Here is a 24,228-nt window from a genome sequence, read left to right as displayed (position 1 = left end):
TAAGTCTATGAAAAGATTATATGATGTTATTGTCCATCGTGTTTTTTTGATGTTGATTGCGTCTATTCTTTGTATCTCATCTATTTCTGTATTCACAATTTATCGTTATATATTACCCAATATGCAACAATTGGTAGACAATCATGTGAAGACCCAAGTTAGTGATATAAATTTATGGTTCCAATTTAATAGTGAATTAATTCGTTTGTATGCTACGCAATTTCAAAATGAAGAAATATCCTCTAAAAATAAAATCCACCTTCTGCATAAGCTTGAAGAATTTAAGGAAAAGTCCAACATTCAATACGATTCCTTGGGATTTATTACAAAGGAAGGGCGTAAGTATGTGACCGATAATTCCAGCTTTAGTGTGGATGATCGTTCCTATTTTGCAAAATTAAAATCAAGTAATCAAGATGTGGTGATTTCCGATGTGATTGAATCGAAATCAAATAAAAATAAAATTATCTTAATCCTAGCAAAAATATACGATGAAAAGCACCAAGAGAAAGGTTATATCAGCGCCGCCTTAAAGACTGAATATATCGAAAATCTAATGACCAATGTCGCAAGAGATTTCCATGCTTATTTGAAAAATAATAAGAATGAAACAGTGTTAGGAAATGATCAATTTCAACATACAGGCATTCATTTTGAAAAACAGTTGTATTCCTATTTAAATTTAACGTATGTTTTGGATATTCCACGAAGTTATTACATGAATACCATTCTTCTAACGGTTGTTCTTATTACTTTAGTGACGATGCTTTTATTGCTCGTTACCCAAAGAGTAACGCATCATGTGGTACATCGTTTAGTGCATCCAATTCAAAGCTTGGAATCGGTTATGCTGAAAACAAAGGATGGTGTTTTAGAAAAAAATGAGGAAGAAACGGAAATTCTTGAATTTAATCGTTTAAACCAAAAATATAACCAAATGATTGATGAAATTCATCATTTATTACAACAAGTCAAAGCAAAAGAAATAGAGCGCAACGATGCGAATAATAAAGCTATGTATGCCCAAATAAAACCTCATTTCTTGTATAACACATTAGAAACAATTCAAGCCATGGCATTTGATCATGAGGATGAAGATGTTGAGAAGGCTATTCATGATTTAGCGGTTTTCTTTCGCATTAGTTTGAGCAATGATCGACAAATTATCACTGTTCAAGAGGAAATTAAGCATGCACAAAGCTATCTGAATATTCAAAAGTTACGCTATCAAGATGTTCTTCAATATTCTTTTAATGTCCAAGATTTTGATTTAGAAAGACCATTTTTGAAATTTACTTTACAACCATTAGTGGAGAATGCAATTTACCACGGCATCAAGCTATTGAAGAAAAAAGAGTTAATTGTAATTCGTGTTTATCAAAGGGATGAAGATATTGTGATGGAGGTTGAAAATGTGTTTGAAGAACTAGATTTCAAATATATTGAAGAAATCAATCGAACTTTAAAGACAGGGAATAGATCGGATAATCAAAAGGGTTATGGTTTATTTAACGTGAACGCTAGAATTAAGCATCAATATGGGGAAAAGTATGGTGTTTGTTTAATAGCTGAAAATAATCGTTTTATTAGTCGTATGGTGCAACCGGGGAGATGAAGATGAATATATTGATTGCGGATGATGAAGAAATTATTAGACAAAATTTTATGAAACGCATTATAAAGGCCGGTCTACCATTTGACCTTATCTTTAAGGCAACGAATGGTGAGGAAGCTTTACAACTATTCAAGGAAGAAAGTATGGATATCGCTTTAATTGACATCAATATGCCTTTTAAAAATGGATTGGACTTAATTCGTGATATTCGTCAACAAAATAAAGAAGTTATCCTAATTATCGTATCGGGTTATGATAACTTCCGTTTTGCTCAACAAGCTTTGGAATTAGGGGTATTTCGTTACCTTTTAAAGCCGGTGGATGCGCAAGAATTTATTTCGGTTATTCAAGAAGCTATGGAACAGATTAATCAACATAAAAAGCCGCCGTATTCTTTATTAACGAAGAAAATATTGGAAGATATTCAAGCTAATATCAGTAATGAAAGCTATGGCTTAAAAGATTTGGCTAATCATCTTCAATTCAGTGAAGGACATATCACAAAGCTGATTAAAAAAGAATTGGCGAAAACATTCGTGGATTTAGTCACAGAACTTCGTATTCAACATGCCAAATATTTAATTGATAACAATGAAGTTAATTATAAAATGTATGAAATTGCGGAGGCTTGTGGTTTTCATAATCAATATTATTTCTCTCAAGTGTTTAAAAAGGTGGTGGGTGTTTCACCAAAGCAATATAGTTTTCGGAATTTAAATCCGGTAATAGAAAAGTAGATTTCTTATTTTGAAATCTACTTTATTAGTATAGAAGCAAGAACCGGCAGTACCAATGATAAAGAAGCATATAGAAAAAATGGCTTAAAAATGGTACAGTATCAAGCAATATAAACAAAAATAGTTTAAATTTAGAGGTAGTGTAAGATGAGGTTTCATGAATTTGGCGATAAAAAATTTCCACATATATTACTGATACATGGTGGAGGTAATTCTTGGTGGACTTATCTTCGACAAGCTCGTATATTATCAGATCAATTCCATGTGATTTTACCAACACTTGATGGTCATGGAGAAGAATATCAAAAAGATTATATTTCAACTGAAAAATCTGCACAACAAATCATGGATTACATAAAAAATAATTGTAATGGAAAATTGTTTGCTATAGGCGGTGTTTCTTTGGGTGGTCAAATTGCAATTGAGTTATTATCATTAGATAGTGATATAGCTCAGAAAGCAATAATAGATGGTAGTATTTGTATTCCGCAACCAAATTTATCACGAATTAGTACGATTATTGTAAAAATATTTGGAAAACTTATGTTTAGCAAATCAGCCGGCAAAATTCAATTAAGTTTGATGAAAAAAATGTATCCTAATATGGCTTATCCCGAAGAAATAGGAAATTATTATATGGAAGATATGCCAAGGTTACCCATGAAAACATTAATAAAAATGTATGAAACATACATGGGAACGTATAGATTGAAAGAAAGTATTACAGAAAACAAAGCACAGGTTCTATATATTTATGGTGAGAAAGAAATGCGTTGTGTCAAGGAATCAGCTAAACTATTTCAAAAGATGCATCCTGCTTGTATTCTCTACGAAGCTAAAGGTTATAATCATGGGTATTTATCTGCATATTTACCATTAGAGTGGATACAACCGGTTAATCCCTTTTTAACTAATTGATAATTTAATAAAAACCAACATAGAACAGTAAATCAAAAAATGAAAAGCTGGACTTAGCTGTTTCAAGTCATGAACTTTTATAAAAATATATGGCAAATTATGCTTAACTATAGGAAATTTTTTAGATGATTATCTTCAAAAATTATCTAAGCTTAAGATTACGAAAGATATGAGTGCACAGATGCAATATCAACTAAGTAACCATTATGGTGTTCTTATATGGCTAGGTTGTATACTTATATCAATTTTAATTTCTGTAATAATAGGATTAATAAATAAGAAGGGAAAATGCATCCTAAAATAAATGAGAACTTGAATAAACTTTACTTGAGATTTGTAGAGTACCTCCATAGGAAGATGATTAGATATTAAGGAACATGAATGCTATGAGCCATTATTGAGTTGTTGCACTTGATTTATCAATTGGAAAAGTACAAAAAAAAGGAAGCCTAGCTTCCCTAATCGACAGGGGTGGAGAGAATCGAACTCCCGTCAGCGGTTTTGGAGACCGATGTACTACCATTGTACGACACCCCTATAAAAAAATAAGTGACGCGTACGGGATTCGAACCCGTGAATGCCGCCGTGAAAGGGCGGTGTGTTAAGCCGCTTCACCAACGCGCCATATCGTGCTAGATGATAATAACATGATAGGGTTGTAATGACAAGCATTTTTGAAAAAAATACAAAAAATTATTATAATAAATTAAAGGAGAATTATATATGATTGATTATACAGAAGGATCAGGAAAACAGTATCATATTGGCGTTGGCAAAGGTGATGTTGGACGCTACGTTTTCTTGCCAGGTGATCCAAAGCGTTGTGAAAAAATTGCGAAGTATTTTGACCGACCAATCATGGTTGGTGATTCAAGAGAGTTCATCACTTATACGGGTTATCTAAACGGTGTAAAGGTTTCCGTTACTTCAACCGGAATTGGTGGTCCAAGTGCTTCTATTGCTATGGAAGAATTAGTGGCATGTGGAGCGGATACTTTTATCCGTGTTGGAACTTGTGGAGGTATGGATATTAATGTGAAAGCCGGTGACATTGTTGTAGCGACCGGTGCTATTAGAATGGAAGGAACCAGCAAAGAATATGCACCAATTGAATACCCTGCCGTAGCTGACTTAGATATGGTTAATGCTTTAGTTGAAGGTGCTAAGAGAGTGGATGCCTCCTATCATACAGGTGTTGTCGAATGCAAAGATGCTTTCTATGGTCAACATCGTCCAGAAACCTTGCCAAACGGTCAGGATTTATTAAGAAAGTGGGATGCTTGGTTAGGCATGGGCTGTAAAGCTTCGGAAATGGAATCCGCCGCTTTGTTTATCGTGGCCGGGTATTTGCATGTTCGTTGCGGGACAACGCTATTAGTTGTTGCCAACCAAGAAAGAGCGAAACAAGGCTTGCCAAATCCACAAGTGCATGACACAGATTTAGCCATTCGTTCCGCTATTGAAGCGGTTAAATACTTAATCGAAACAGACGAAGATAACTAATAGAAATACAAGCGATAAGGATCAAATGCAGAAGAGAAAGCCAAGAGCGAACTCTTCTTTTTTTCTAGCCATTGATAATCAAGAAAAGGGAATTCTTCACTCACTTCAATTGCGTAAGCTTCAATTTGCCAAATACGATGGGAAAAGATATGTTTATGATTTTTTAATTTAGTGTAGGAAAGAACGGGAAGGGAATATTCCTTTAGGAAATCATCAATTTTTATAAAAGAATTTAAGTTAACCGGTTCGTATAAATTCGCTAATAAGCTATCAGCGGAACGTCTATGAACTAAAATTTTATCTTTCGTGTAGAAAATTAAAAAACTATGATTCTCCGTTTTCTTTTTTGTCTTAGAAATACGGACGGGTAATTCATTTTGTTTTCGTTGTAAGAAACTAAAACACTTTTTAAAAATAGGACAATTTTGACAATTTGGATTTTTAGGTAAACAAACTTGTTCACCAAGTTCCATGATAGCTTGATTAAAATCACCATTATCCGTACTATTTTCTTTTGTGTATAAAGGTAAAAGCTGTTCTTTAACAAGTGACTTCATGGTCGGATCTAAGACATTTTGATAAATTCCTTCGTGACGACTATACACTCGTAGAACATTACCATCAATGGCTGGTACTCCTAAACCAAACGCAAAGGATGCAATCGCTCCGGCGGTATAATCACCAATACCGGCCAGCGATTGAATATCTTCTAATTTATGAGGGAAGATACCTTGAAATTTATCTTCAATTTGAATCGCCGCTTTTTTAAGATTACGAGCTCTGGAATAATAACCCAATCCTTCCCATAGGAACATTAAATGGTCATCTGAAACAGTCGCTAAATCATGAATGCTAGGTAATTCTTGCATAAAACGTTCGTATTTTGGCAAGACGGCTTCAATCCGTGTTTGTTGCAACATAATCTCAGAAATCCAAATAGGATAAGGATTTTTAGATAGACGCCATGGATAATTAATATGATGACTTCGGTACCAGTGGATTAATTGTTGAAATTCTTTTGCTTGAAAGGACATGCTTCTATACTAACAGACTTTTTTGTTTAAAATATGACTATGCTTCAAGTCAATTTTTAAAATTAGGGCTTTTCTTTTTTCCTAAATTTCCTTTATACTAAGCAAGTATGGATCAATTTTTTAGTACGCAAGGAACAGCGAGTGCTTTTGTGCCCCCAATGTGGGTATATGTTTCAGCTATTATTGTGATGGCTTTAGAAATGGTTTTTTGTTTGAAATATCACGATAAAGCATGGCTGAAGAAGTTCTTTTGGCTTTTTCAGCTTATTCAACTAGTCATCCTTTATGGTTTTTACATGGTTCAAAGAATTTCAATTTCAATTAGTTTGCCTTTATACCATTGTCGAGCCGCCATGTTTTCTTTGATGTTTATGAAAGACAGCAAGCTTAAAAAAATGTTTGCGGTGATTGGTATTTTTGGTGGGTTGCTGGCAATTTTTATTCCAATCATGGATAAATATGCTTGGCCACATGTGACCTTGGTTTCTTTCTATTGGGGACATTTTGCGCTATTTGGAAATTCCTTATTGTACCTTTTAGAAACCAAAAAGAAACTTTCACTTAAAGAAATTATTGGCATCAATTTGCTTATTGATGTTTTCTTGGCACTGGTTAATGAACTAACAAATGGAAATTATGGTTTCCTAAGAGAAACACCACTTATTGCCGGTTGGTCATTTTTAGCTAGATTAGTTTGTGTCACTTTATTCTTCTGCTTGGTTACGTATGGCATTCAAAAACTTACGGATTATCTTCAAACAAGAGTAAGTGTTTAGTTGAATAGATAGGATTGGCAAAATGCCAATTTTTTTATTGAATGAAGTGTAGAAGCTTTGTAATAAATAAAAAATCCCCTTGATTTGGGATAATAAACATAAAAGCAGGCGACGAGAATCGAACTCGCGTATTAACCTTGGGAAGGTCACATTCTACCATTGAATCACGCCTGCAACACCTTTAGTATAGCACTTGTCTTTCTTTCTGTTAAAAAAATTGAAAGCTAAGGCAATCGGTATCTTTTCTTTTTCCTTAAATTCGATTAGAATTTATTCTGTAGGAATGCGCAAAGCATGGAGGAAACGAATGAATCTAAGTAGTTTGCGATGGGATGTGATTTTAGGAGGGTTCGGTTTATTCCTCTTTGGTATTGGTTTTATGGGGGATGGTCTAAAAGCCGTTGCCGGTGATAAATTAAGAGATTACATCAATAAATACACCACCAACCCGTTTTCCGCTTTGATTATTGGTATTTTAATTACAATTATTATGCAGTCATCTTCGGCTTCAACCGCCATTACAATTGGTTTGGTGCGAGCCGGTTTGATGACTTTACCACAAGCTGCCGGCATCATTATGGGCGCTAATATTGGAACGACTTTTACCTCTTTATTAATTTCTTTGAATATTGATAACTATGTTTTATATTTTGTATTCTTGGGGGCAATGATTGTTAGTTTTGGTAAGAAAGCAAAAGTCAAGTCTCTTGGTACGATTATAATGGGCTTTGGTTTAATCTTCTATGGATTAAACGCAATGGGTTCAGCTTTAAGTGCCATCAAGGATTTACCGGAATTTGCTCAATTTGCGAAGGATATGGCAACTAATCCATTCTTAGGCTTATTTGCAGGTACGGTAATGACGGGAGCTGTACAGGCTTCTTCGGCAACGATTGGTATTGTGCAGAAATTATATGCGGCCGGGGCTTTGGAATTCATTGCGGTTTTACCATTTGTATTTGGGGCAAATATCGGGACAACTGTAACGGGTATCTTGGCTTGTATTGGTGGTAGTACAGCCGCCAAACGAACAGCCGGTATCCATATCTTATTCAATATCATAGGAACAACCGTAGGAATGATTTTCTTGCGTCCATATACCAACTTTATTGTTTGGCTATCAGGAATATTTGGTATTACGGGTATGGCGCAAATAGCGGTAGCGCATATGGTGTTTAATACAACCGCAACCATTGTTTTCTTCCCATTCATGAACCAATTCTGTGATTTAATTCGTAAAATTCTTCCCGGTGAAGAACCAAAACGTATTGAAATCAATATTGATGAATTAGATAGTAACTTAGCGGTGAACACCATTCCTTCTGTAGCGATTGACTCAGCTAAGACAGCAATCGTGAAGATGGCTTCAGTGGTGGATCAAGATAATCAAGATATTAAAGGGTATCTAAATAAACCGGGAAATGATGAAGATTATGAAAACCTAATGACCGGTGAAGATACAGTGAATAAATTGGATAAGAAGATTACCGAATTCTTAATTGCGATTTCTAAAAATCAACAATTAACACCATCGGATCAAACAGAATTGCGTCGTGGTTTAGAAATTACGAAGAACTTGGAACGTATTGGTGACTTAGGTATTAATTTAGTGGAATTCTTTAATATGGTTCGTGAGGATAAGACCACTTTCTCACCAGCAGCGATTGTGGATATGAACACCATGTTTGATGAATTAAATGAAATGATGAAGCTGTGTATTCGAGTGTATGAAGAACGGGATGAATTGGTTTATCATGAATTAATGGGAAAAGAAAATGAGATGGATGAAACAGAGTACGCCGCTCGTCAGGGTCACTTCACACGGATGGCTAATGGTGAGTGTACATCCTCGATTGCCTCTTCGGTGTATGTGGATATACTGGGAACGATTGAGCGTATGGGTGACCATGCTTGTAATATTGCTCGTTCAGCTATCTTGGATTATATTGATCAGGATGAACCTGACTTTGAAAAGCACTAATAAAAATAGAAAAATTAGGACTGGCTCCTAATTTTTTGTCTATTTAGAATGGTGCCGCCAATCCTTAGCCTTTACCCAAAGATTGAATTGTTTTTGATTGGATAAAGAAGTTAAGAAATTTTCTTTGGCGGTTGGGAAAGTGTGATAAATTTGCTTTAATAATTCTTTGGTTTCTTGGCGTTTGGTGTAGCCGTCGTTTGGACAAGTGCTTTTCACAAGTGGAAGCTTTTCGTGTTTGACGGTTTTACGAATCTCGTTTTCAAAGCAATAAATGAAAGGACGAATAAAATCCATATTCGATACTTTTAAGTGCATAGCAGGAGAAAAGGTAGAAATACGGGCTCCATAAATCATATTCATAAATAAAGTTTCGATGGCATCATCAGCATGATGGGCAAAGGCTACTTTATTACAACCATGTTCTTGCGCAGCCCGAATAATCGCTCCCTTTTTTAATTTAGAACATAAGGAACATTGGATTTTATCATTCTTGGGATGTAGTTTTAAAATTTCGTAGAGTTGAGTAGGATAATCCACGTATTCAATCTCTTTTTCTTGAAAGAAAGCTTTCAGGTCAGTAAAATCCATATTTCCAAACCCCATTTCCAAATGAATTCCAAGGACGGAGAAATCTTTATTAGCAATACGTTTGGCCGCTTTTTGATAAAGTGATAATGCATAGAGTAATAAGACAGAATCTTTACCACCAGACACACCAACACAGATACGATCACCATTTTGAATTAAATTAAAATCCGTGTCGGCTTTAAATAGTTTACCAATCACTTTTTTCATTGACATGTAACTAATTTTAACAGAATTTTTAGTTTTGTTTATAGAAATGATTAGCTTTTAGCAAGCTTTTTTATAGGAAATGAATATAATGAAATTGGAGGTAAAGTTATGAGTATTAATTTTAGAAAGGTTGCCGTCATTGGGACTGGTTTTGTCGGCTCATCGAGTGCATTTGCGTTAATGCAAAGCGGTCTTTTTTCGGAGATGGTCTTAGTGGATGTTATGAAAGATAAGGCAGAAGGAGAAGCGATGGATATTAATCATGGTGCCGCTTTATGCAATCCAATGAATATCTATGCTGGTGATTATGCGGATATTAAAGATGCGGCTATCATTATTTTAACGGCCGGTGCTAATCAAAAGCCCGGCGAAACACGTTTGGATTTACTAAAGAAGAATATTGCCATTCATTCATCCATTATGGCGGAAATTCGTAAACAAAATTGTGAAGGTATTTTATTAGTTGTCGCCAATCCGGTGGATGTTTTAACCCTCTATGCTCAGAAGCATTCTGGTATGCCTGAAAATCGTGTCTTTGGTTCAGGGACAGTATTGGATACGGCACGTCTTCGTTATTTGATTGGTAATAAATTAGATGTGGATGCACGTTCAGTGCATGCTTATGTGATTGGTGAACATGGGGATTCAGAAATAGTAACTTGGTCAAATGCGAATGTGTCCGGTGTCCCTTTAGCGGATTTCTTCGCTTTAAGAGGTATGCAAGGCAGTCTTGATTTAGAAACAGCTCAGAAAGATATTGCGGATGATGTGAAGAATGCCGCATATAAGATTATTGAACGCAAACATGCCACATACTATGGTATTGCCGCTTCAGTCGTTCGTATTTGTCGTGCCGTTTTAAAAGATGAAAAGAGCATTTTGCCAATTAGTACAGGCTTGCATGGGGAATATGGAATTGATGATGTTAGTTTAAGTGTTCCTGCCATTGTTGGTCGTAATGGGGTGGAGGAATTAGTGCCTATTCTTCTTTCTGAACAAGAAAGAGATGATTTATCAAAGTCAGCGAGTGTTTTAAAGAAGTCTTTGGAAGAATTGGATATGTAGGGGTGAAAAATGAAGGTATTAAGCTTTGGTTCCTTGAATTTTGATTATGTGTATGAAATGGATCATTTTGTTCAAGCAAAAGAAACTATTTCATCACTGCATTATAGTCGCAATTTTGGTGGTAAGGGCTTAAATCAGTCCATTGCTTTAGCGAAGGCGGGACTTGAAGTCTATCATGCCGGTATGGTTGGATTGGATGGTCAAGCATTTATTGATTACTTGCAGAAATATGGTGTTAAAACGGATTATTTAACTAAAAATGAAAGTCTTGCGACAGGGCATGCCATCATTCAAGTTTGTCAGGGTGAGAATTGCATTATCTTACATGGTGGTGCGAATGAAGCGATTGATTTTAAACAAGTGGATGAAGTACTAAGTCATTTTGAAAAGGGAGATTTGTTGTTAATTCAAAATGAAATCTCTTCTTTAGCGTATTTAATTGAAAGGGCACATGAAAAGGGATTAAAGATTGCATTTAATGTGGCACCAATGAATGATAAAGTGTTCCAATATCCTTTATCGTTTATAGATTATTTAATTGTGAATGAAGTCGAAGCAAAAGGTTTAGGAAATTGTGATTCTGATAAGATTGAAGATATTATTACTTCCCTGCAAAAAGCATATCCACAGACGGAAATTGTGATGACAGTGGGTAGCCGGGGTTCTTATTACATTCATGGTCAAGAATTAGTACACCAAGAAGCTTTTGTGGTTCAAGCGAAAGATACTACCGCGGCCGGCGATACGTTTACGGGTTTTTTCTTGGCAACGCTGTTCCAAGGAAGCACAATACAAAAAGCCTTACAAGTCGCTAGTAAGGCTGGTAGTATTGCTGTAACCAGAAATGGGGCAGCCCAAAGTATTCCAAGCATAGAAGAAGTAAAGAACTAAGGATTATTGTACCGAGTCCTAAAAATCTAACTTTTGGAGGTCATCTTATATTCCATTAAATTTTTGATGCAATTGATAAATGGCTTCTAAAGCTGTGACAATTTCTCTTCGTTCTCCTTCCATGGTTTTCTGTCCTTCATCCACGTAATTGCCAATTGAATCAGCGGTGTCTTTTTCCCATAACACAACATTGTTTAGGATTGACATCGTTTTAATATGGCGCAATTTTCCAACGGTGAACAAAGTCGCTGTTTCCATATCAGCCCCTAAGATACCAAGATTAGACCATTGTGCTTCTTCTTGAGCATTGGTGTCGGCATAGAAGCTTTCATGACTATGAACAATGCCCACATGATAAGACCATTGCTTTTCTTTCGCAACATTGATACAAGCTTGTAAGAAATCAGAATCACTAACAGCCGGGTAGCGAATATCAACATAAGCTTTGGAAGTTCCATCATCACGAACGGCCGCTTGGGCAAAGATTAAATCGCCAAGTTGAATATCACTTTGTAAGGCGCCACAAGAACCAATGCGAATCATGGTATCTACACCAATGTGTTTTAACTCCTCTATTGCAATGGCGGTAGAAGAACCACCAATTCCAGTTGAAATAGCGATCATATCCACACCTTTATAGCTACCTTTCATGCTTCGAAACTCACGATTGTATGCTAATTCAACACAGTTTTCTAAATAAGGTTTAATACGGTCTAAACGAGCCGGATCACCAGGCATAATGGCGTATTTCACTTGTAGAGTATCATTTAGATGAATGTGGGGTTCTAACATATTTCAGCCTCCTTTAAAGCTTGCTTTAATTCTTGTATGATTTCTTGTTTTTCATAATCGCTAATAAAAGCGGATTGAATGGCATAAAGGTTCATTTGAATAATATCTTTCTTTCTAAAGCCCATTTCATTAATACAGTGTCTATATTCATCCTCTAAAGTAACACCGGCTAAAGTCATATTATCGGTATTAATGGAAACAGGAACACCAAGATCATATAGCTTTTTTACTGGATGTTTTTGATAAGAAGGAACGGTTTGGCACTGGACATTGGAAGTAGGACATATTTCTAATAGAATGTGTTTTTCTTTTGTTGTTTGGCATAGTTTTAAGTTATCAATCAGATGATGACCATGTCCAATTCTCTGCACACCAAAGTCGATTGCATCTTGAATGGATTGAACGGGTTCACTATCTCCTGCATGACAAGTACAAGGAATGCCAAGTTCTTTAGCTTTTATAAAGAAAGAACGAAAATCACTTAAAGCCACAATTCCTTCAGCACCAGCTAAATCTAAAGCTACCACGCCTTTTCCTAAATATTTTTGACAAAGTTCAATGGTTTCTAAATTTGCTTCTTTATTAACGGATATAGGTCCAAGACTCATCATACAAGTGATGATACCAATTTGAATGCCGGGATAAAGGAATAGAGCTTGTTTGCGACCTTCTAAGACAGCTTCAACGGCTTTGGTTTGGGATAAGCCTTGTTGCGTATGCAACTGAGGAGCAAAACGGATTTCAGCATAGCGAAGATTTTGTTTGGCTAAATCTTCAATCAATTCTTTGGTGATGCGAATTAGAGAGGCTTCATCTTGCATCACTTTTAAAGGATGATCAAACATTTTCAGGTATTCATTTACACTTTTAGCATGAGAGCAACGACGAATGTATTCTTTGTATTCAGATAGTGTATTAGTAGGCATTGTTATCCTTTTTTGCGTTGCTAATTCCCAAAGGGTTTTCATACGAAAAGAACCATCTAAATGAAGATGTAAATCAATTTTAGGAAAAGAAAATTCACTCATTAAAAAGGACCTCCGATTTTTTCTCTTATTTTTGTATATAAACTTGTTGACAAAGGAACGCTTGTCGCAATAGAATGATGATAGTGAAAACGCTTACAGATATTTTAACTCATTTGGGTTGATTTTGTAAAAGTTAAATCGCTTTGGAAGGAGAAAAGATGAAAAAATTATACAAAGCACTTTTAGCGCTATTCTTAATCGTTCCATTAGTTGGTTGTGGCGCTAAGAAAGATGATGGAAAGGCTTCAACAGACAAGAAAGGTAAAGTCTATAAGGTAGCTTATTTGATTAATGGTAACTTAGGTGACAAATCTTTCTTTGATTCAGCGATGGCCGGCTTAACGAAACTTCAAAAGGATGGTCGCATCACGTTAAAGACAATTGAAATGGGCGGTACGGAACAAGATAAACCAAAATGGTTATCTACTTTATATGAAGTTTCCGAGAGTAAGGAATACGATGTGATTGTTGTGGGTACATACCAAATGCCTGACTATCTAAAGGAAGTGGCTACGAAGTATCCTAATCAAAAATATGCTATTTTTGATGATAACACACATGTAGGCGCAAACAAGAACGTCTTGAACCTAACTTACAAGCAAAATGAATTAGGTTATGTGGTAGGAACATTCGCCGCTTGTATGACAAAAGATACAAAGGTAAAGAATATCAACCCAGAAAAGGTATTAGGTTTCGTTGGTGGTGTGGATAGTCCGGTTATCAATGACTTCTTATATGGTTATATTGAAGGAGCACGTGCTGTGGATCCGGAAATGAAAGTGGATACTCGTTATACCAATGACTATGTAGATACCGCTAAAGCTAAGGAATACGCTTTATCCATGATTGCTGATAAGAAGGCAGATATTATTTGGGGTGTTGCCGGTAATGCCGGTAATGGTGCTGTGGAAGCGGCTTTGGAAAAGAAAGCTTGGTTTATTGGGGTTGACTCCGACCAAGAGTTATCTTTATCCGCAAACGCCGCCGCCGCTACATTAACTTCCGGTTTAAAGAATATTGGTAATTCTTTGATTTGGGTATTTGATGAATTAGATGCTGGTAAAGAACACTGGGGAACAGAAGTTTCTTTAGGCTTGAAAGAAAATGGTGTTGGTATTGTAACGGATAAGAATTTTAAGAAGTATGCTTCGGAAGAGACACAAAAGAAAGTTAATGAAGCCTTGAAGGCTGTCTTAGATGGTAAAGTGAAAGTTCCGTCTGCTTTAGGCGATAAAGAAAAGAAATTAGAAAAATTGCGCGAACAAGTGCGCCCTTAATCACGTAAAGAAAGATTGATGAGATAGGGCAACTTATCACATTCATCCTCTATTTTTACGAGAAGTAAAAATTTATCGTACGTCTTGTGTTTAGATCCAATTTTCTTCTCATTTCCAAGGGAGGGGGATTGGATTTCTTTTTTCATCATTTAAATAATCAATTAAAGAGAGGTAAACATTATGAATGAAGAATATGTCATTCAAATGAAGGGCATCAAAAAGATTTATCCGAATGGTGTAGTTGCCAATCAAGGTGTTAATTTGGATGTTCGTAAAGGTGAAATTCATGCTCTGATGGGTGAAAATGGAGCTGGTAAATCAACTTTGATGAAGATGTTGTTTGGTTTGGAACAGCCAACGGAAGGAGAAATTTTCATCAATGGTGAAAAGGTGAATTTATCATCACCAAATGTGGCGATTGCAAAAGGAATTGGAATGGTGCATCAACACTTTATGTTGGTACCAAGTTTGACAGTAGCTGAAAATATTGTTTTAGGAATGACACCAAAGAAAAATGGCATTTTTATTGACCGTCAAAAAGCTATTCAAATTACAAAGGAGTATTCTAAGAAATTTAATTTGTTGGTGGATCCAAATGCACGCGTTGTGGATATTCCCGTTGGTATGAAACAAAAAGTGGAAATTTTAAAGGCATTGGTTCGTGGAGCTAAGATTTTAATTTTAGATGAGCCGACCGCAGTTTTAACCACCCAAGAAACAGTGGAACTGTTTAAAGAATTAATTCATTTAAAGCAACAAGGCTATACTTTAATCTTTATTTCCCACAAGTTGAATGAAATCATGGAAATTACCGATCGTTTAAGTATCTTACGAGGTGGTAAATTCTTAGGTGTTTATGAAACTGAAGATGTGACACCGGAGAAAATTTCTCGTTTGATGGTTGGTCGTGATGTGGTTTTACGAGTTGAAAAAGAATCAGCGAAGCCAAGTGAAGAAGTGCTTAAAGTGCGAGATTTAGAATTCGTGAATGATTGGGGCAAAAAAATGCTGGATAAAGTTTCTTTTTCGGTGCGCAAAGGAGAAATTCTAGGAATTGCCGGAGTGGAAGGAAATGGGCAAAAGGAATTGGTGGATATGTTATTTGGCTTGGATCGACCAAATGCGGGTTCTGTTACAGTTAATGGTGAAAACGTTCTTGGTCTAAAGCAACAACAGCTTCGTCAAAAACATATTTCCTTAGTTCCGGAAGATCGTATGTTATATGGAATTGCGGCTAGCGCATCAGTTGAAGAAAATCTTTTATCCGATCGTTGTTCGCATAAAGAATATAATAAGGGACTTTTATTCAATATGAAAGCCATTCATGAAGCTTCGGACAAACTCATTCAAGAGTATAAGGTTTTGTGCAAGAATCATGATCAAAAAGTGGCTATGTTATCGGGTGGTAATATTCAAAAGGTTGTTGTGGCGCGTGAATTTTCTAATCAACCGGAATTGATTATTGCTGATCAGCCAACACGTGGAATTGACGTTGGAGCAACGGAGTTCATTCGTAGGAAATTGGTGGAATTATCCCGCTCAGGTATTGGTGTTTTATTAGTATCGGCAGATTTAAATGAAGTCATGGAATTATCGGATAGCTTGATTGTGATGTATGGTGGAAAGATTGTGGCTTATTTTGAAGATACGTCGAAATTGGACGATGAAACCATGGGACGTTATATGTTAGGACTTCAGAAACAAACACCAGAAGAAATAAAGAGGGTATGTCATGAATAAGAAAAGAAGCTTGATGTTCAATGTGGTTCGAGGAGCCATGGCGATTGGAATTGCTTTATTGGTAGCGGCTGTGTTTATCTTTATTAGTTCTAAAGGTGATTCTTTAGGGGAAAAGCTAAGCTCTACTTTCTCTGCTTTATCGACCATGTTATTTCGACCTTTATTTAAGGTCGACGGTAGTTTTAGTGTTAAGAGTTTTACCGATATTTTGGCAAGTATGATTCCAATTATCTTCACCGGTTTAGCAACTTGTGTGATGTTTTCTGCGAATCAATTTAACTTGGGGTCGGAAGGCGGTATTCTTCTTGGTGCTTTTGTGACTTCTTTGATAGCTGTTTATGTGCCTTTACCGGGGGCTTTATTACCAATAGTTGCTATATTGGCAGGAACTCTTGTGACGGGTCTAATGATGTTAATACCGGCGGTTTTTAAGGCAAAACTAAATGTGAGTGAGATGGTTAACTCATTGATGTTGAACTATGTCATTATGTACATCATCAAGTTCTTAATGAATACCTTTATAGCTGATAAAACAAAGGGTACAGTACAAACGGCAAATTTCCAAACAAACGCATTATTGCCACAACTAATTGATAATGGATCAAAATTATCGATTGGTTTTGTTGTGGCCATCGTGATGGTTATTCTCATTACTTTATTCATGTATCGCACGCGCTGGGGTTATGCGGTTCGCATGATTGGTATTAATAAAGAATTCTCGATGTATTCGGGATTGAATGTAGCCTTCATCATCATTTTGACCCAAGTGGTTGGTGGTTTATTAGCTGGAATGGGCGGCGGTATTGAAATGCTTGGTAAGAATATTTATTTTGACTGGACGACTTTACCGGGTTATGGCTGGACTGGGGTTACGGTTGCGATTTTGGCTGGCAATAATCCTGCTTTTACACCATTAGCAGCCTTCTTTATTGCGTATTTAGCAAAAGGCTGTACATTAATGTCTACTTATACAAGCGTACCAGCACAATTAATTGATATTATCCAAGCAACCATTTTCTTATTCTTTGCTGCGAATCAATTCTTAGCGAAGTATCGTCAACGCTTGGTAGTTAAGAGTGCTGAAGAAGAGCTAAAAGAAAAATTAATTAGTGAAGGAGGTAAACAATAATATGTTTGAACTAATATTAACTCCTGAATTCTTCTTCTCGGTATTTCGTATCACAGCTCCAATTCTATTTGCGGCATTAGCGGCGGTGATTTGTGAAAAGGCGGGAATTTCAAACATTGGTTTAGAAGGAACGATGATGCTATCAGCCTTGTTTGGTTCTTTGTTTGCGTATTATTCATCCAATTGGCTGATTGGTTTAATCGTAGCGATTGTAACGGGTATTTTAGTTAGTTTATTGATGGGCTTCTTTGCCTTTCACTTAAAGACCGATGTCATTTTGACGGGAACGGCCATCAATATGATTGGCTCTGGTGGAACCATTTTCTTGGTTAAGATTATTACAGGAATGACGGAAGGCAAACAATTTACTTCAACGACTTCTTTTATTACCAAAGAATTACAGATACCGGACATTCATATTCCTGGTTTGGAAGCTATTCCATTTATTGGTTCAGTTCTTTCGGGGCATAATTTATTGACCTATGTGGCTTTTATTTTAGTGGCTGTAACTTGGATTTTATTGTATCGAACATCCTTAGGCTTAAATATTCGTTCAGTTGGAGAAAATCCAAATGCGGCTTCTTCAGTGGGTGTTAGCGTAAAAAAAGTGAAGTACATTACAATGGCGATTGCTGGTATTCTTTGTGGATTGGGTGGTGCCTTCATGTCGATGTACTATGCGGCTGGTTGGTCTTTGGATATGGTAGCAGGACGTGGTTTTATCGCTTTAGCGGCACAAGCTATGGGAGCAGGTGAACCCGTAGGGGCGATGTTTGCGGCAATGATATTTGGTTTAGCTCAAGCTTTAGGTATCAAGATTTCAGCAACCGGTATTGATTCAAACCTGGTTTCGCCAATTCCATATTTGATTACCATCATTGGTTTAGTTATCTTTGCTTTACATGAAATTCGTAAAGCAAAACGTTCTCGCTCAAAAGAAGCTTTACAAGAAGTCAGTGGTGATAAATAAGGAAGCCTATGAAAAAGATAGCGTTAATTTTAGATGGGGATCCAGGACATGATGACGCAATTGCTTGGGTTTTAGCTAAGTCGAATCCACTTTTTGATATACTTGCGGTAACAAGTGTGGCAGGTAATCAGACTTTGAAAAAGACAACGTATAATACACAACGCATTTGTACATTATTAGGTATTCAAGCTCCGATTGCGAAAGGAAGAGAAGTGCCTTTAATGGCAGATTTAATTACAGCTAGTAATTTTCATGGAGAATCGGGTTTAGATGGACCCGCTTTACCGGAACCTAGTATGGAATTATCGCCTTTATCTTCGGTTTCTTTAATGGCAAAGGTTTTAAAGGAAAGTAAGGAAAAAGTAACGATTGTTGCGACAGGTCCTTTAACCAATGTAGCTGAATTATTATTGGTACACCCAGAACTAAAGGAAAAAATTGAACGCATCTCCATCATGGGAGGAGGTTTGCGTAATGGTAATTGGACATCAGCGGCTGAATTTAATATTTATGAAGATCCAGAAGCGGCGGATGTTGTTTTCAAAGCGGGTATTCCTTTGATTATGTGTGGTTTGGATGTGACCGAAAAAGCAATTGTCTATCCGGAAGATGCGCAGAAAATTAGGGAGGTTGGTAATCAAGTAGCGTCTATTGTGGCGGATTGGTTGGCCTTCTTCTTTAAGCATCATAAGGAACTTGGTTGGAATGGTTCACCCTTGCATGATCCTTGTGCTATAGCGGTTTTAATGAAGCCGGAAATCTTTGAAATCAGGAATGCTTATGTACAAATTGATACGAAAGGACAATATACAAGAGGAGCGACGATTGGTGATTTGGATGGTAAGTTAAGTGGAAAGGCTTGTAATGTTCAAGCTGTTATAGGCGTTGACCGTCATGCGTTTGTAGAATTGTTGGTGGAAAGCTGTCAAGCTTACCAAGGACATGAGGTGAAAATATGAGTGATGTTATTCCGATATGGATTGATACGGACACAGGTGTTGATGATGCGGTTGCTCTATTATGTGCTTTTCAATTAGATAATCTTTTGATTAAAGGTGTATCAGCGGTTGCTGGTAATGTTGGTCATGATCGAACCTTTGTGAACGCTAGAAATGTGTGTTCATTAGCCCAAAGAGAAGATATTAAAGTATATCCGGGGGCTAATAAGCCTTTGTTGATTGATTTAAAGGATGCGGCGTTTGTGCATGGAGCAGACGGTTTAGGTGGATCTATCCTTCCAGATTCAAATGCACCTTTGGAAGAAAAGAGTGCTTGGGATGCGATTTATGAAGCGGCTTTAGAAGAAAAAGGAAATTTAGAAATCGTTGCTGTAGGACCACTAACGAATCTGGCACTTTGTTTGTATAAGTATCCGGACTTAGTGAAATATGTAAAACGTATTTTAATCATGGCCGGGGCGGCGCAAGGGGGTAATAGTACACCATGTTCTGAATTTAATATTCATGTAGATCCACACGCGGCGGAAACAATCTTTAAATGTGGTATTCCAATTATAATGTTTGGTTTAGATGTGACCATGAAAGCTTACCTAGAAGTAGATGAAGTCAAGGAAATGGCGAAAGAAAAAACGGCTGTGAATGAATTTTATCTCGCTTCCACAAAATCGAACATTGATTTATACACCCGTTATTATCGTCCAATGTTGTGCTTACATGATGTTTGTCCAATTCTTTATTTGAAGTATCCCGATATTTTTAAAGGGCAAAAAGCCGGTGTTTATGTAGAAACTCAATCTGAGATTAGCTTTGGTAAAACCGTAACGGATCTTTGGAGTGATGCAAAGTTTCCGGACCGACACACTTTTGTGATATTAGATGTTCATCGAAATCGTTTTAAAGAAATCGTGTCTAATTTATTAGCCCAATACAAATGAAAACCACTTTTCTAAAAAAGTGGTTTTCATCACATAAATATTTTATAGGGGGAGAGAATGAGTATCAGTTCTTTTAACTGACACCCATAGAATAGAAGAAGAATATGGGAAGATAATGGATTTAATCTGAATTTTATGTGAACATTTCTTCTAGCCAAAAAGAAAACCGACCGAAGTCGGTTTTCTTTCTATAAATGGGAGAGAATGAAGAATCAGTTGTTATCAACTGACAGCTATACTATATCTAAAGGATGTGTGGAATAAATGAAAGACAGGTGAATTTTATCTGAACATTTAAAAAGAATTTTTAAAAAACAGTAATGCCGTTGAAAGCATTTTTATTTACTTTTACAATAGATACCGGAGGTTTGTAGAATATGAAAGTAAATGAATTTGCGAAAAGAATTGGTTTGCCAAATTCAACAATTCGTTTTTATGATCGAATTGATATTACTGAAAGTACGCGTGTTGAAACGAATAATTACCGTAATTATAATCATTTAGACGCATTAAATATTTATAGTGCCCAATCCTTAAGAGGCTTTCATTTTAGTATTGATAAAACCAAGCAAACTTTGAATTCAAACTTAGCGGAATGTATCGAAAATTTTAACAATGAAGAAAAAGAACTGGAATTAGAAATTCTTCGCTCTAAACAACGCTTATCCCGCTTACAAGAAATCATGCGCTTTGTTGATCAAGCAGAGAAAACGCATAACCAATGCTTTGAATACGATGTGGATGATTATTATATGGTTGAAAGCTTTGGTCAAGCAGAAGAAAAGAAGCTAAGTGAAAGGGAGAAAAAGAGCATTGAAGAGCTAAGTGATGCGTTACCATTTAGCTATGTAGCCATTCATATCCGTAAAGAAGATATTTTAAATGGAAAAGATAGAATTCCAACGCAAGTGGGCTTAGGAATTTTAGAGAATAAGCGAAAACTAATTGGCTTAGATTTGGATTCAAGTGTGCAAAAATTCCAAGGTGGAAAAAAATTATCAGTTTATGCTTATGTTGAAGATCCTTTCTTATTAGACCGCTCGCTTCTTTTGCCTGTTTTGGAGAAATTAGAAAAAGAAGGAAAAGAGCTAAGGGATTTTTATGGAAGATTGTACATTTCTTATACAGAAAATAACATTCGTTTCCATGGGATTACCGTTGGTTGTTCAATTGATTAAAATGAACGTATGAAAACAATTTTTTTTGATATTGATGGAACTTTATTATCTTTTCAAACACATCGTATTTCTAAACAAACCTTACAATCCTTATATCAATTAAAGGAAAAAGGCTTTCAATTAGCCATCGCTTCCGGTCGTTCACCCATTCAATTACCAAGCCTTGATTCTTCTTTAATCCGTTTTCCTTGGGACGCTTATGTATTATTGAACGGGCAGTACGTGTTAAATGCTAAGAAGGAATGTGTATATGATTTAGCAATCCCGGAAGAAAGTGTGCGTAAGTCTTTTGCGTATATGGCTAAAAAAGAAGCGGTTTGTGCTTACTTTGCGAAAGATCAATCGTTTTATGTTTGTCAGAATAAGAAAGTGATGGATTGTTTTAAACAAAATCCTTACTTACCTAACTTTTATGAAACAAATTCCATGGAAGAAATTTTAGCAAAGAAGATTTACCAAATTTGTCCTTATTTCTCCGAAGAGGAGGATAAAGCCTTTTTAGAAGCCGTTCCAGCTGTGAAATCACAACGTTGGATTGATGTGTTTGCGGATATGGTACCGGAAGAAGGTGGTAAATCGAAGGGTATTGAAAAGGCAATCGAATTATTTGGTTTTTCAAAAGAATGGGTTTGTTTTGGCGATGGTGGAAACGATAAGTCCATGCTTCAAAAGGCAACATTGAGCATTGCCATGGGGAATGCAAAAGAAGATATCAAAGCAATAGCGGATTATGTGACGGCAAGTGTAGATGATGAAGGTATTACACAAGCTTTAAAACATTTTGGATTTTTATCAAAATAGAATATACTTAAGAAAAAGGGAGAGTGTGTATGTTACTAAAAGTAGTTCGAGAAAAAGAAGTAACTTATTATAATAGTTACCAAATTAAAGCGGTTATCGTTAGTCGTGTGTATGAAGATGATGGTTCTTACGACGTTAGTTTCGACATGTATAATGGTTTAGAACCAATTCGTGTGTTTAAAGACAAGGAAAAAGCGGAAGAATTTGTGCAACGTTTGGCAACGATGATGTCAGATGAAAAAGCTTATGTCTTAGTCGATTGCGATAAACTCTAAGAGCTTAGGCTCTTTTTTATGAAAAAAGCTGATTACCCAGCTTTGAAAATACAAGAAATAGAATAAGCTTGATGATCGAAAGTGTAGGTTTGGAAATACTCTTCAGTTAATAGAGCATAAGTAGCTAAATGATTGCCTTTGGGAATAGCGACGCTACCAGGGTTTAAGAAATAAATATCTTCTTTTAAATTAACGCCTGGAATATGCGTGTGTCCAGAAAGAAAGAGATCACCTTTCTTTAGGAAAGAATAACTTTTGGGTTCATAGATATGACCATGACTTAAGAAACAACGCTTATTGCCCAGCTGAAAGAAGGAATAATCAGCAGTAATAGGAAAGTTTAAGACCATTTGGTCAACCTCGGAATCACAATTTCCACGCACGCAAATGATTTCTTTTTGATAAGTATTCAATAATTGAATGACTTCTTTTGGTTGGTAATCCTTTGGTAAATGATTGCGGGGACCATGATAAAGAAGATCACCTAAAAGTAAAATTCCATCCACTTGATGAAAATGGTAAGCATCCATGACTTTCTTACAAGCATCAAGTGAACCATGAATATCAGATGCGACTAAATAGGTTTTCATAAAGGCTCTCCTTTTCGACGTGCTATAATATCCACAAGTGAGGTATTGTATGATAAACAAACATATTGTACTTGGTATTACAGGAGGTATTGCGGCATTCAAAGCGACATCCCTCGTTACTAGTTTAAATAAACAAGGTTATGAAGTGCAAGTATTGATGACAAAATCAGCTTGTGAATTTATCACTCCTTTAACTTTTGAAACATTAACGAAGAAAAAGGTCTATGTGGATGTTTTTGATAAGAGTGAAGACGTTCTTGTCCATCATATTGAAATTGCAAAATGGGCGGATTTATTTGTGGTCGCACCAGCTACGGCAAATACGATTGCTAAGATGGCGAATGGTTTTGCGGACGATATGTTAACAAGTAGCTTTTTAGCGTCAACCTGTCCCAAATTGATAGTGCCTTCTATGAATACACATATGTTGGAAAATGCAATGACACAAGAAAATCTTAAAAAATTAGTGTCCTATGGCATTTCGGTGATGGAAAGTGATACAGGTTTATTAGCTTGTGGGGATGTGGGAAAAGGAAAATTCCCGGAGTCTGAAGCTATCATAGAAGAAATGGAACGTTTATTAGTACGTGAAAAAGATTTACTGGGTAAGACGGTTTTAATCAGTGCCGGACCTACTTTAGAAGCATTAGATCCGGTTCGTTATTTAAGTAATCATTCTTCGGGAAAGATGGGCTATGCTTTAGCGAAGGAAGCGAGAAATCGTGGCGCAAAGGTTTATCTGGTTAGTGGACCAGTTCGCTTGGGACAACCAAAGGATATGGAAGTTATTCCCGTTCAATCCGCAAAAGAAATGGCGGATGCCGTGTTTTCTCATTTTGAGCAAGCAGATATAACGATTATGGCAGCTGCGGTAGCGGATTATCGTCCATTAGAAATAAAGGAAGAAAAGATTAAGGAACAAGATTCAACTTGGACATTAACCTTAGAAAGAACAACCGATATTCTAGCTACTTTAGGAGAAAAGAAAAAAGCAACGCAAATTCTGGTTGGCTTTGCGATGGAAACTGAAAATTTATTAGAAAATGCACAAGCGAAGCTCATGAAAAAGAATTGTGATTACTTAGTTGCGAATTCTATTCGTGAAGTTGGCTCCGGTTTTGCCGGGGATACCAATCATGGCTATATCTTGTCAAAGAGCACCCAAGTGGATTTAGGCTTATTGACAAAAAAAGAATTGGCGAAGAAAATCATCGACCAAATCAGCAAAGGGGATTAAGA

General features: G+C 36.3%; 23 protein-coding genes and 3 tRNA genes. 18 read left to right on the top strand and 8 right to left on the bottom strand.

Annotated elements, in window-relative coordinates; genetic code table 11:
• The first annotated feature begins 7 nt into the window (after positions 1–7).
• The 3 genes from JOS54_RS05200 (at position 8) to JOS54_RS05190 (ending at position 3,270) form a co-directional block, all read left to right on the top strand.
• Positions 8–1,615 carry a sensor histidine kinase gene (locus tag JOS54_RS05200; RefSeq protein ID WP_203244563.1) on the top strand — a complete coding sequence of 536 codons (1,608 nt, stop codon included), beginning with the start codon at positions 8–10 and terminating at the stop codon, positions 1,613–1,615.
• A gap of 2 nt (positions 1,616–1,617) precedes the next feature.
• Complete coding sequence (locus tag JOS54_RS05195) at positions 1,618–2,352, top strand: response regulator (protein ID WP_203244562.1); 735 nt, start codon at positions 1,618–1,620, stop codon at positions 2,350–2,352.
• A 147-nt stretch (positions 2,353–2,499) separates the two neighbouring features.
• On the top strand, positions 2,500–3,270 hold the full coding sequence (locus JOS54_RS05190; RefSeq protein WP_203244561.1) for an alpha/beta fold hydrolase: 771 nt from the start codon (positions 2,500–2,502) through the stop codon (positions 3,268–3,270).
• A gap of 466 nt (positions 3,271–3,736) precedes the next feature.
• On the opposite strand, the gene JOS54_RS05185 is transcribed toward JOS54_RS05190, so the two are convergent.
• Together JOS54_RS05185 and JOS54_RS05180 are read right to left on the bottom strand one after the other, a co-directional pair.
• Positions 3,737–3,807: transfer RNA gene (locus tag JOS54_RS05185), tRNA-Trp, on the bottom strand.
• Positions 3,808–3,820: 13 nt separating this feature from the next.
• A tRNA-Glu gene (locus tag JOS54_RS05180) sits at positions 3,821–3,894 on the bottom strand.
• Positions 3,895–3,993: 99 nt separating this feature from the next.
• On the opposite strand from JOS54_RS05180, the gene udp reads away from it, so the two are divergent.
• Positions 3,994–4,773 (top strand): uridine phosphorylase, encoded by a 780-nt coding sequence (gene udp / locus JOS54_RS05175; RefSeq protein ID WP_203244560.1) that lies wholly within the window; start codon positions 3,994–3,996, stop codon positions 4,771–4,773.
• On the opposite strand, the gene JOS54_RS05170 is transcribed toward udp, so the two are convergent.
• Positions 4,770–5,807: an A/G-specific adenine glycosylase gene (locus tag JOS54_RS05170; protein ID WP_203244559.1), complete on the bottom strand. Its 1,038-nt coding sequence runs from the start codon at positions 5,805–5,807 to the stop codon at positions 4,770–4,772. The two genes, udp and JOS54_RS05170, sit on opposite strands and share 4 nt — an antisense overlap.
• 107 nt (positions 5,808–5,914) lie before the next feature.
• Here JOS54_RS05170 and JOS54_RS05165 point away from each other — a divergent pair, with 107 nt between their 5' ends.
• Complete coding sequence (locus JOS54_RS05165; RefSeq protein WP_203244558.1) at positions 5,915–6,583, top strand: TIGR02206 family membrane protein; 669 nt, start codon at positions 5,915–5,917, stop codon at positions 6,581–6,583.
• A gap of 103 nt (positions 6,584–6,686) precedes the next feature.
• Here JOS54_RS05165 and JOS54_RS05160 read toward each other — a convergent pair.
• Positions 6,687–6,757: transfer RNA gene (locus JOS54_RS05160), tRNA-Gly, on the bottom strand.
• A 133-nt stretch (positions 6,758–6,890) separates the two neighbouring features.
• Here JOS54_RS05160 and JOS54_RS05155 point away from each other — a divergent pair.
• Complete coding sequence (locus JOS54_RS05155) at positions 6,891–8,564, top strand: Na/Pi cotransporter family protein (RefSeq protein ID WP_203244557.1); 1,674 nt, start codon at positions 6,891–6,893, stop codon at positions 8,562–8,564.
• A gap of 39 nt (positions 8,565–8,603) precedes the next feature.
• Here the strand turns inward: JOS54_RS05155 and JOS54_RS05150 are convergent, their stop codons facing one another.
• Entirely contained in the window at positions 8,604–9,365 is a 762-nt protein-coding gene (locus tag JOS54_RS05150) for an ATP-binding protein (RefSeq protein ID WP_203244556.1), read from the bottom strand.
• Positions 9,366–9,467: 102 nt separating this feature from the next.
• Between JOS54_RS05150 and JOS54_RS05145 the strand changes: the two genes are divergently transcribed.
• On the top strand, positions 9,468–10,424 hold the full coding sequence (locus tag JOS54_RS05145; protein ID WP_203244555.1) for an L-lactate dehydrogenase: 957 nt from the start codon (positions 9,468–9,470) through the stop codon (positions 10,422–10,424).
• Positions 10,425–10,433: 9 nt separating this feature from the next.
• Positions 10,434–11,315: a ribokinase gene (locus JOS54_RS05140; protein ID WP_203244554.1), complete on the top strand. Its 882-nt coding sequence runs from the start codon at positions 10,434–10,436 to the stop codon at positions 11,313–11,315.
• A gap of 45 nt (positions 11,316–11,360) precedes the next feature.
• Here JOS54_RS05140 and JOS54_RS05135 read toward each other — a convergent pair whose 3' ends face one another.
• Positions 11,361–12,107: a nucleoside phosphorylase gene (locus tag JOS54_RS05135; protein WP_203244553.1), complete on the bottom strand. Its 747-nt coding sequence runs from the start codon at positions 12,105–12,107 to the stop codon at positions 11,361–11,363.
• Positions 12,101–13,135 carry an adenosine deaminase gene (gene add, locus JOS54_RS05130; RefSeq protein WP_203244552.1) on the bottom strand — a complete coding sequence of 345 codons (1,035 nt, stop codon included), beginning with the start codon at positions 13,133–13,135 and terminating at the stop codon, positions 12,101–12,103. The genes JOS54_RS05135 and add overlap by 7 nt, the downstream gene beginning before the upstream one ends.
• Before the next feature lie 158 nt (positions 13,136–13,293).
• Between add and JOS54_RS05125 the strand changes: the two genes are divergently transcribed.
• From JOS54_RS05125 to JOS54_RS05085, 9 genes are all read left to right on the top strand, one after another.
• Positions 13,294–14,412: a BMP family ABC transporter substrate-binding protein gene (locus tag JOS54_RS05125; RefSeq protein ID WP_203244551.1), complete on the top strand. Its 1,119-nt coding sequence runs from the start codon at positions 13,294–13,296 to the stop codon at positions 14,410–14,412.
• A gap of 180 nt (positions 14,413–14,592) precedes the next feature.
• A complete protein-coding gene (locus JOS54_RS05120) occupies positions 14,593–16,152 on the top strand; it encodes an ABC transporter ATP-binding protein (RefSeq protein WP_203244550.1) in 1,560 nt (519 codons plus the stop codon).
• On the top strand, positions 16,145–17,281 hold the full coding sequence (locus tag JOS54_RS05115) for an ABC transporter permease (RefSeq protein ID WP_203244549.1): 1,137 nt from the start codon (positions 16,145–16,147) through the stop codon (positions 17,279–17,281). The genes JOS54_RS05120 and JOS54_RS05115 overlap by 8 nt, the downstream gene beginning before the upstream one ends.
• A 1-nt stretch (position 17,282) precedes the next feature.
• Complete coding sequence (locus tag JOS54_RS05110) at positions 17,283–18,251, top strand: ABC transporter permease (RefSeq protein ID WP_203244548.1); 969 nt, start codon at positions 17,283–17,285, stop codon at positions 18,249–18,251.
• Between the two features lie 8 nt (positions 18,252–18,259).
• The gene (locus JOS54_RS05105) at positions 18,260–19,210 is read left to right on the top strand and encodes a nucleoside hydrolase (protein WP_203244547.1); all 951 of its coding nucleotides are present in this window, start codon (positions 18,260–18,262) and stop codon (positions 19,208–19,210) included.
• Positions 19,207–20,145, top strand: coding sequence for a nucleoside hydrolase (locus JOS54_RS05100; RefSeq protein ID WP_203244546.1), 939 nt, complete (start codon positions 19,207–19,209; stop codon positions 20,143–20,145). The genes JOS54_RS05105 and JOS54_RS05100 overlap by 4 nt, the downstream gene beginning before the upstream one ends.
• A gap of 377 nt (positions 20,146–20,522) precedes the next feature.
• A complete protein-coding gene (locus JOS54_RS05095) occupies positions 20,523–21,323 on the top strand; it encodes a MerR family transcriptional regulator (protein ID WP_203244545.1) in 801 nt (266 codons plus the stop codon).
• 9 nt (positions 21,324–21,332) lie between these two features.
• A complete protein-coding gene (locus JOS54_RS05090) occupies positions 21,333–22,124 on the top strand; it encodes a Cof-type HAD-IIB family hydrolase (RefSeq protein ID WP_203244544.1) in 792 nt (263 codons plus the stop codon).
• Positions 22,125–22,153: 29 nt separating this feature from the next.
• A complete protein-coding gene (locus JOS54_RS05085) occupies positions 22,154–22,399 on the top strand; it encodes a hypothetical protein (RefSeq protein ID WP_203244543.1) in 246 nt (81 codons plus the stop codon).
• 32 nt (positions 22,400–22,431) lie between these two features.
• On the opposite strand, the gene yfcE is transcribed toward JOS54_RS05085, so the two are convergent.
• Positions 22,432–22,989: a phosphodiesterase gene (gene yfcE / locus JOS54_RS05080; RefSeq protein ID WP_203244542.1), complete on the bottom strand. Its 558-nt coding sequence runs from the start codon at positions 22,987–22,989 to the stop codon at positions 22,432–22,434.
• A 49-nt stretch (positions 22,990–23,038) separates the two neighbouring features.
• Here yfcE and coaBC point away from each other — a divergent pair, with 49 nt between their 5' ends.
• Complete coding sequence (gene coaBC / locus JOS54_RS05075) at positions 23,039–24,226, top strand: bifunctional phosphopantothenoylcysteine decarboxylase/phosphopantothenate--cysteine ligase CoaBC (protein ID WP_242518103.1); 1,188 nt, start codon at positions 23,039–23,041, stop codon at positions 24,224–24,226.
• The last annotated feature ends 2 nt before the right edge of the window (positions 24,227–24,228 follow it).

Origin of the sequence: Bulleidia sp. zg-1006 (genome assembly GCF_016812035.1) — a bacterium.
Lineage (GTDB): Bacteria > Bacillota_I > Bacilli_A > Erysipelotrichales > Erysipelotrichaceae > Bulleidia.
This window is presented reverse-complemented; position numbering and strand designations above follow the sequence as displayed.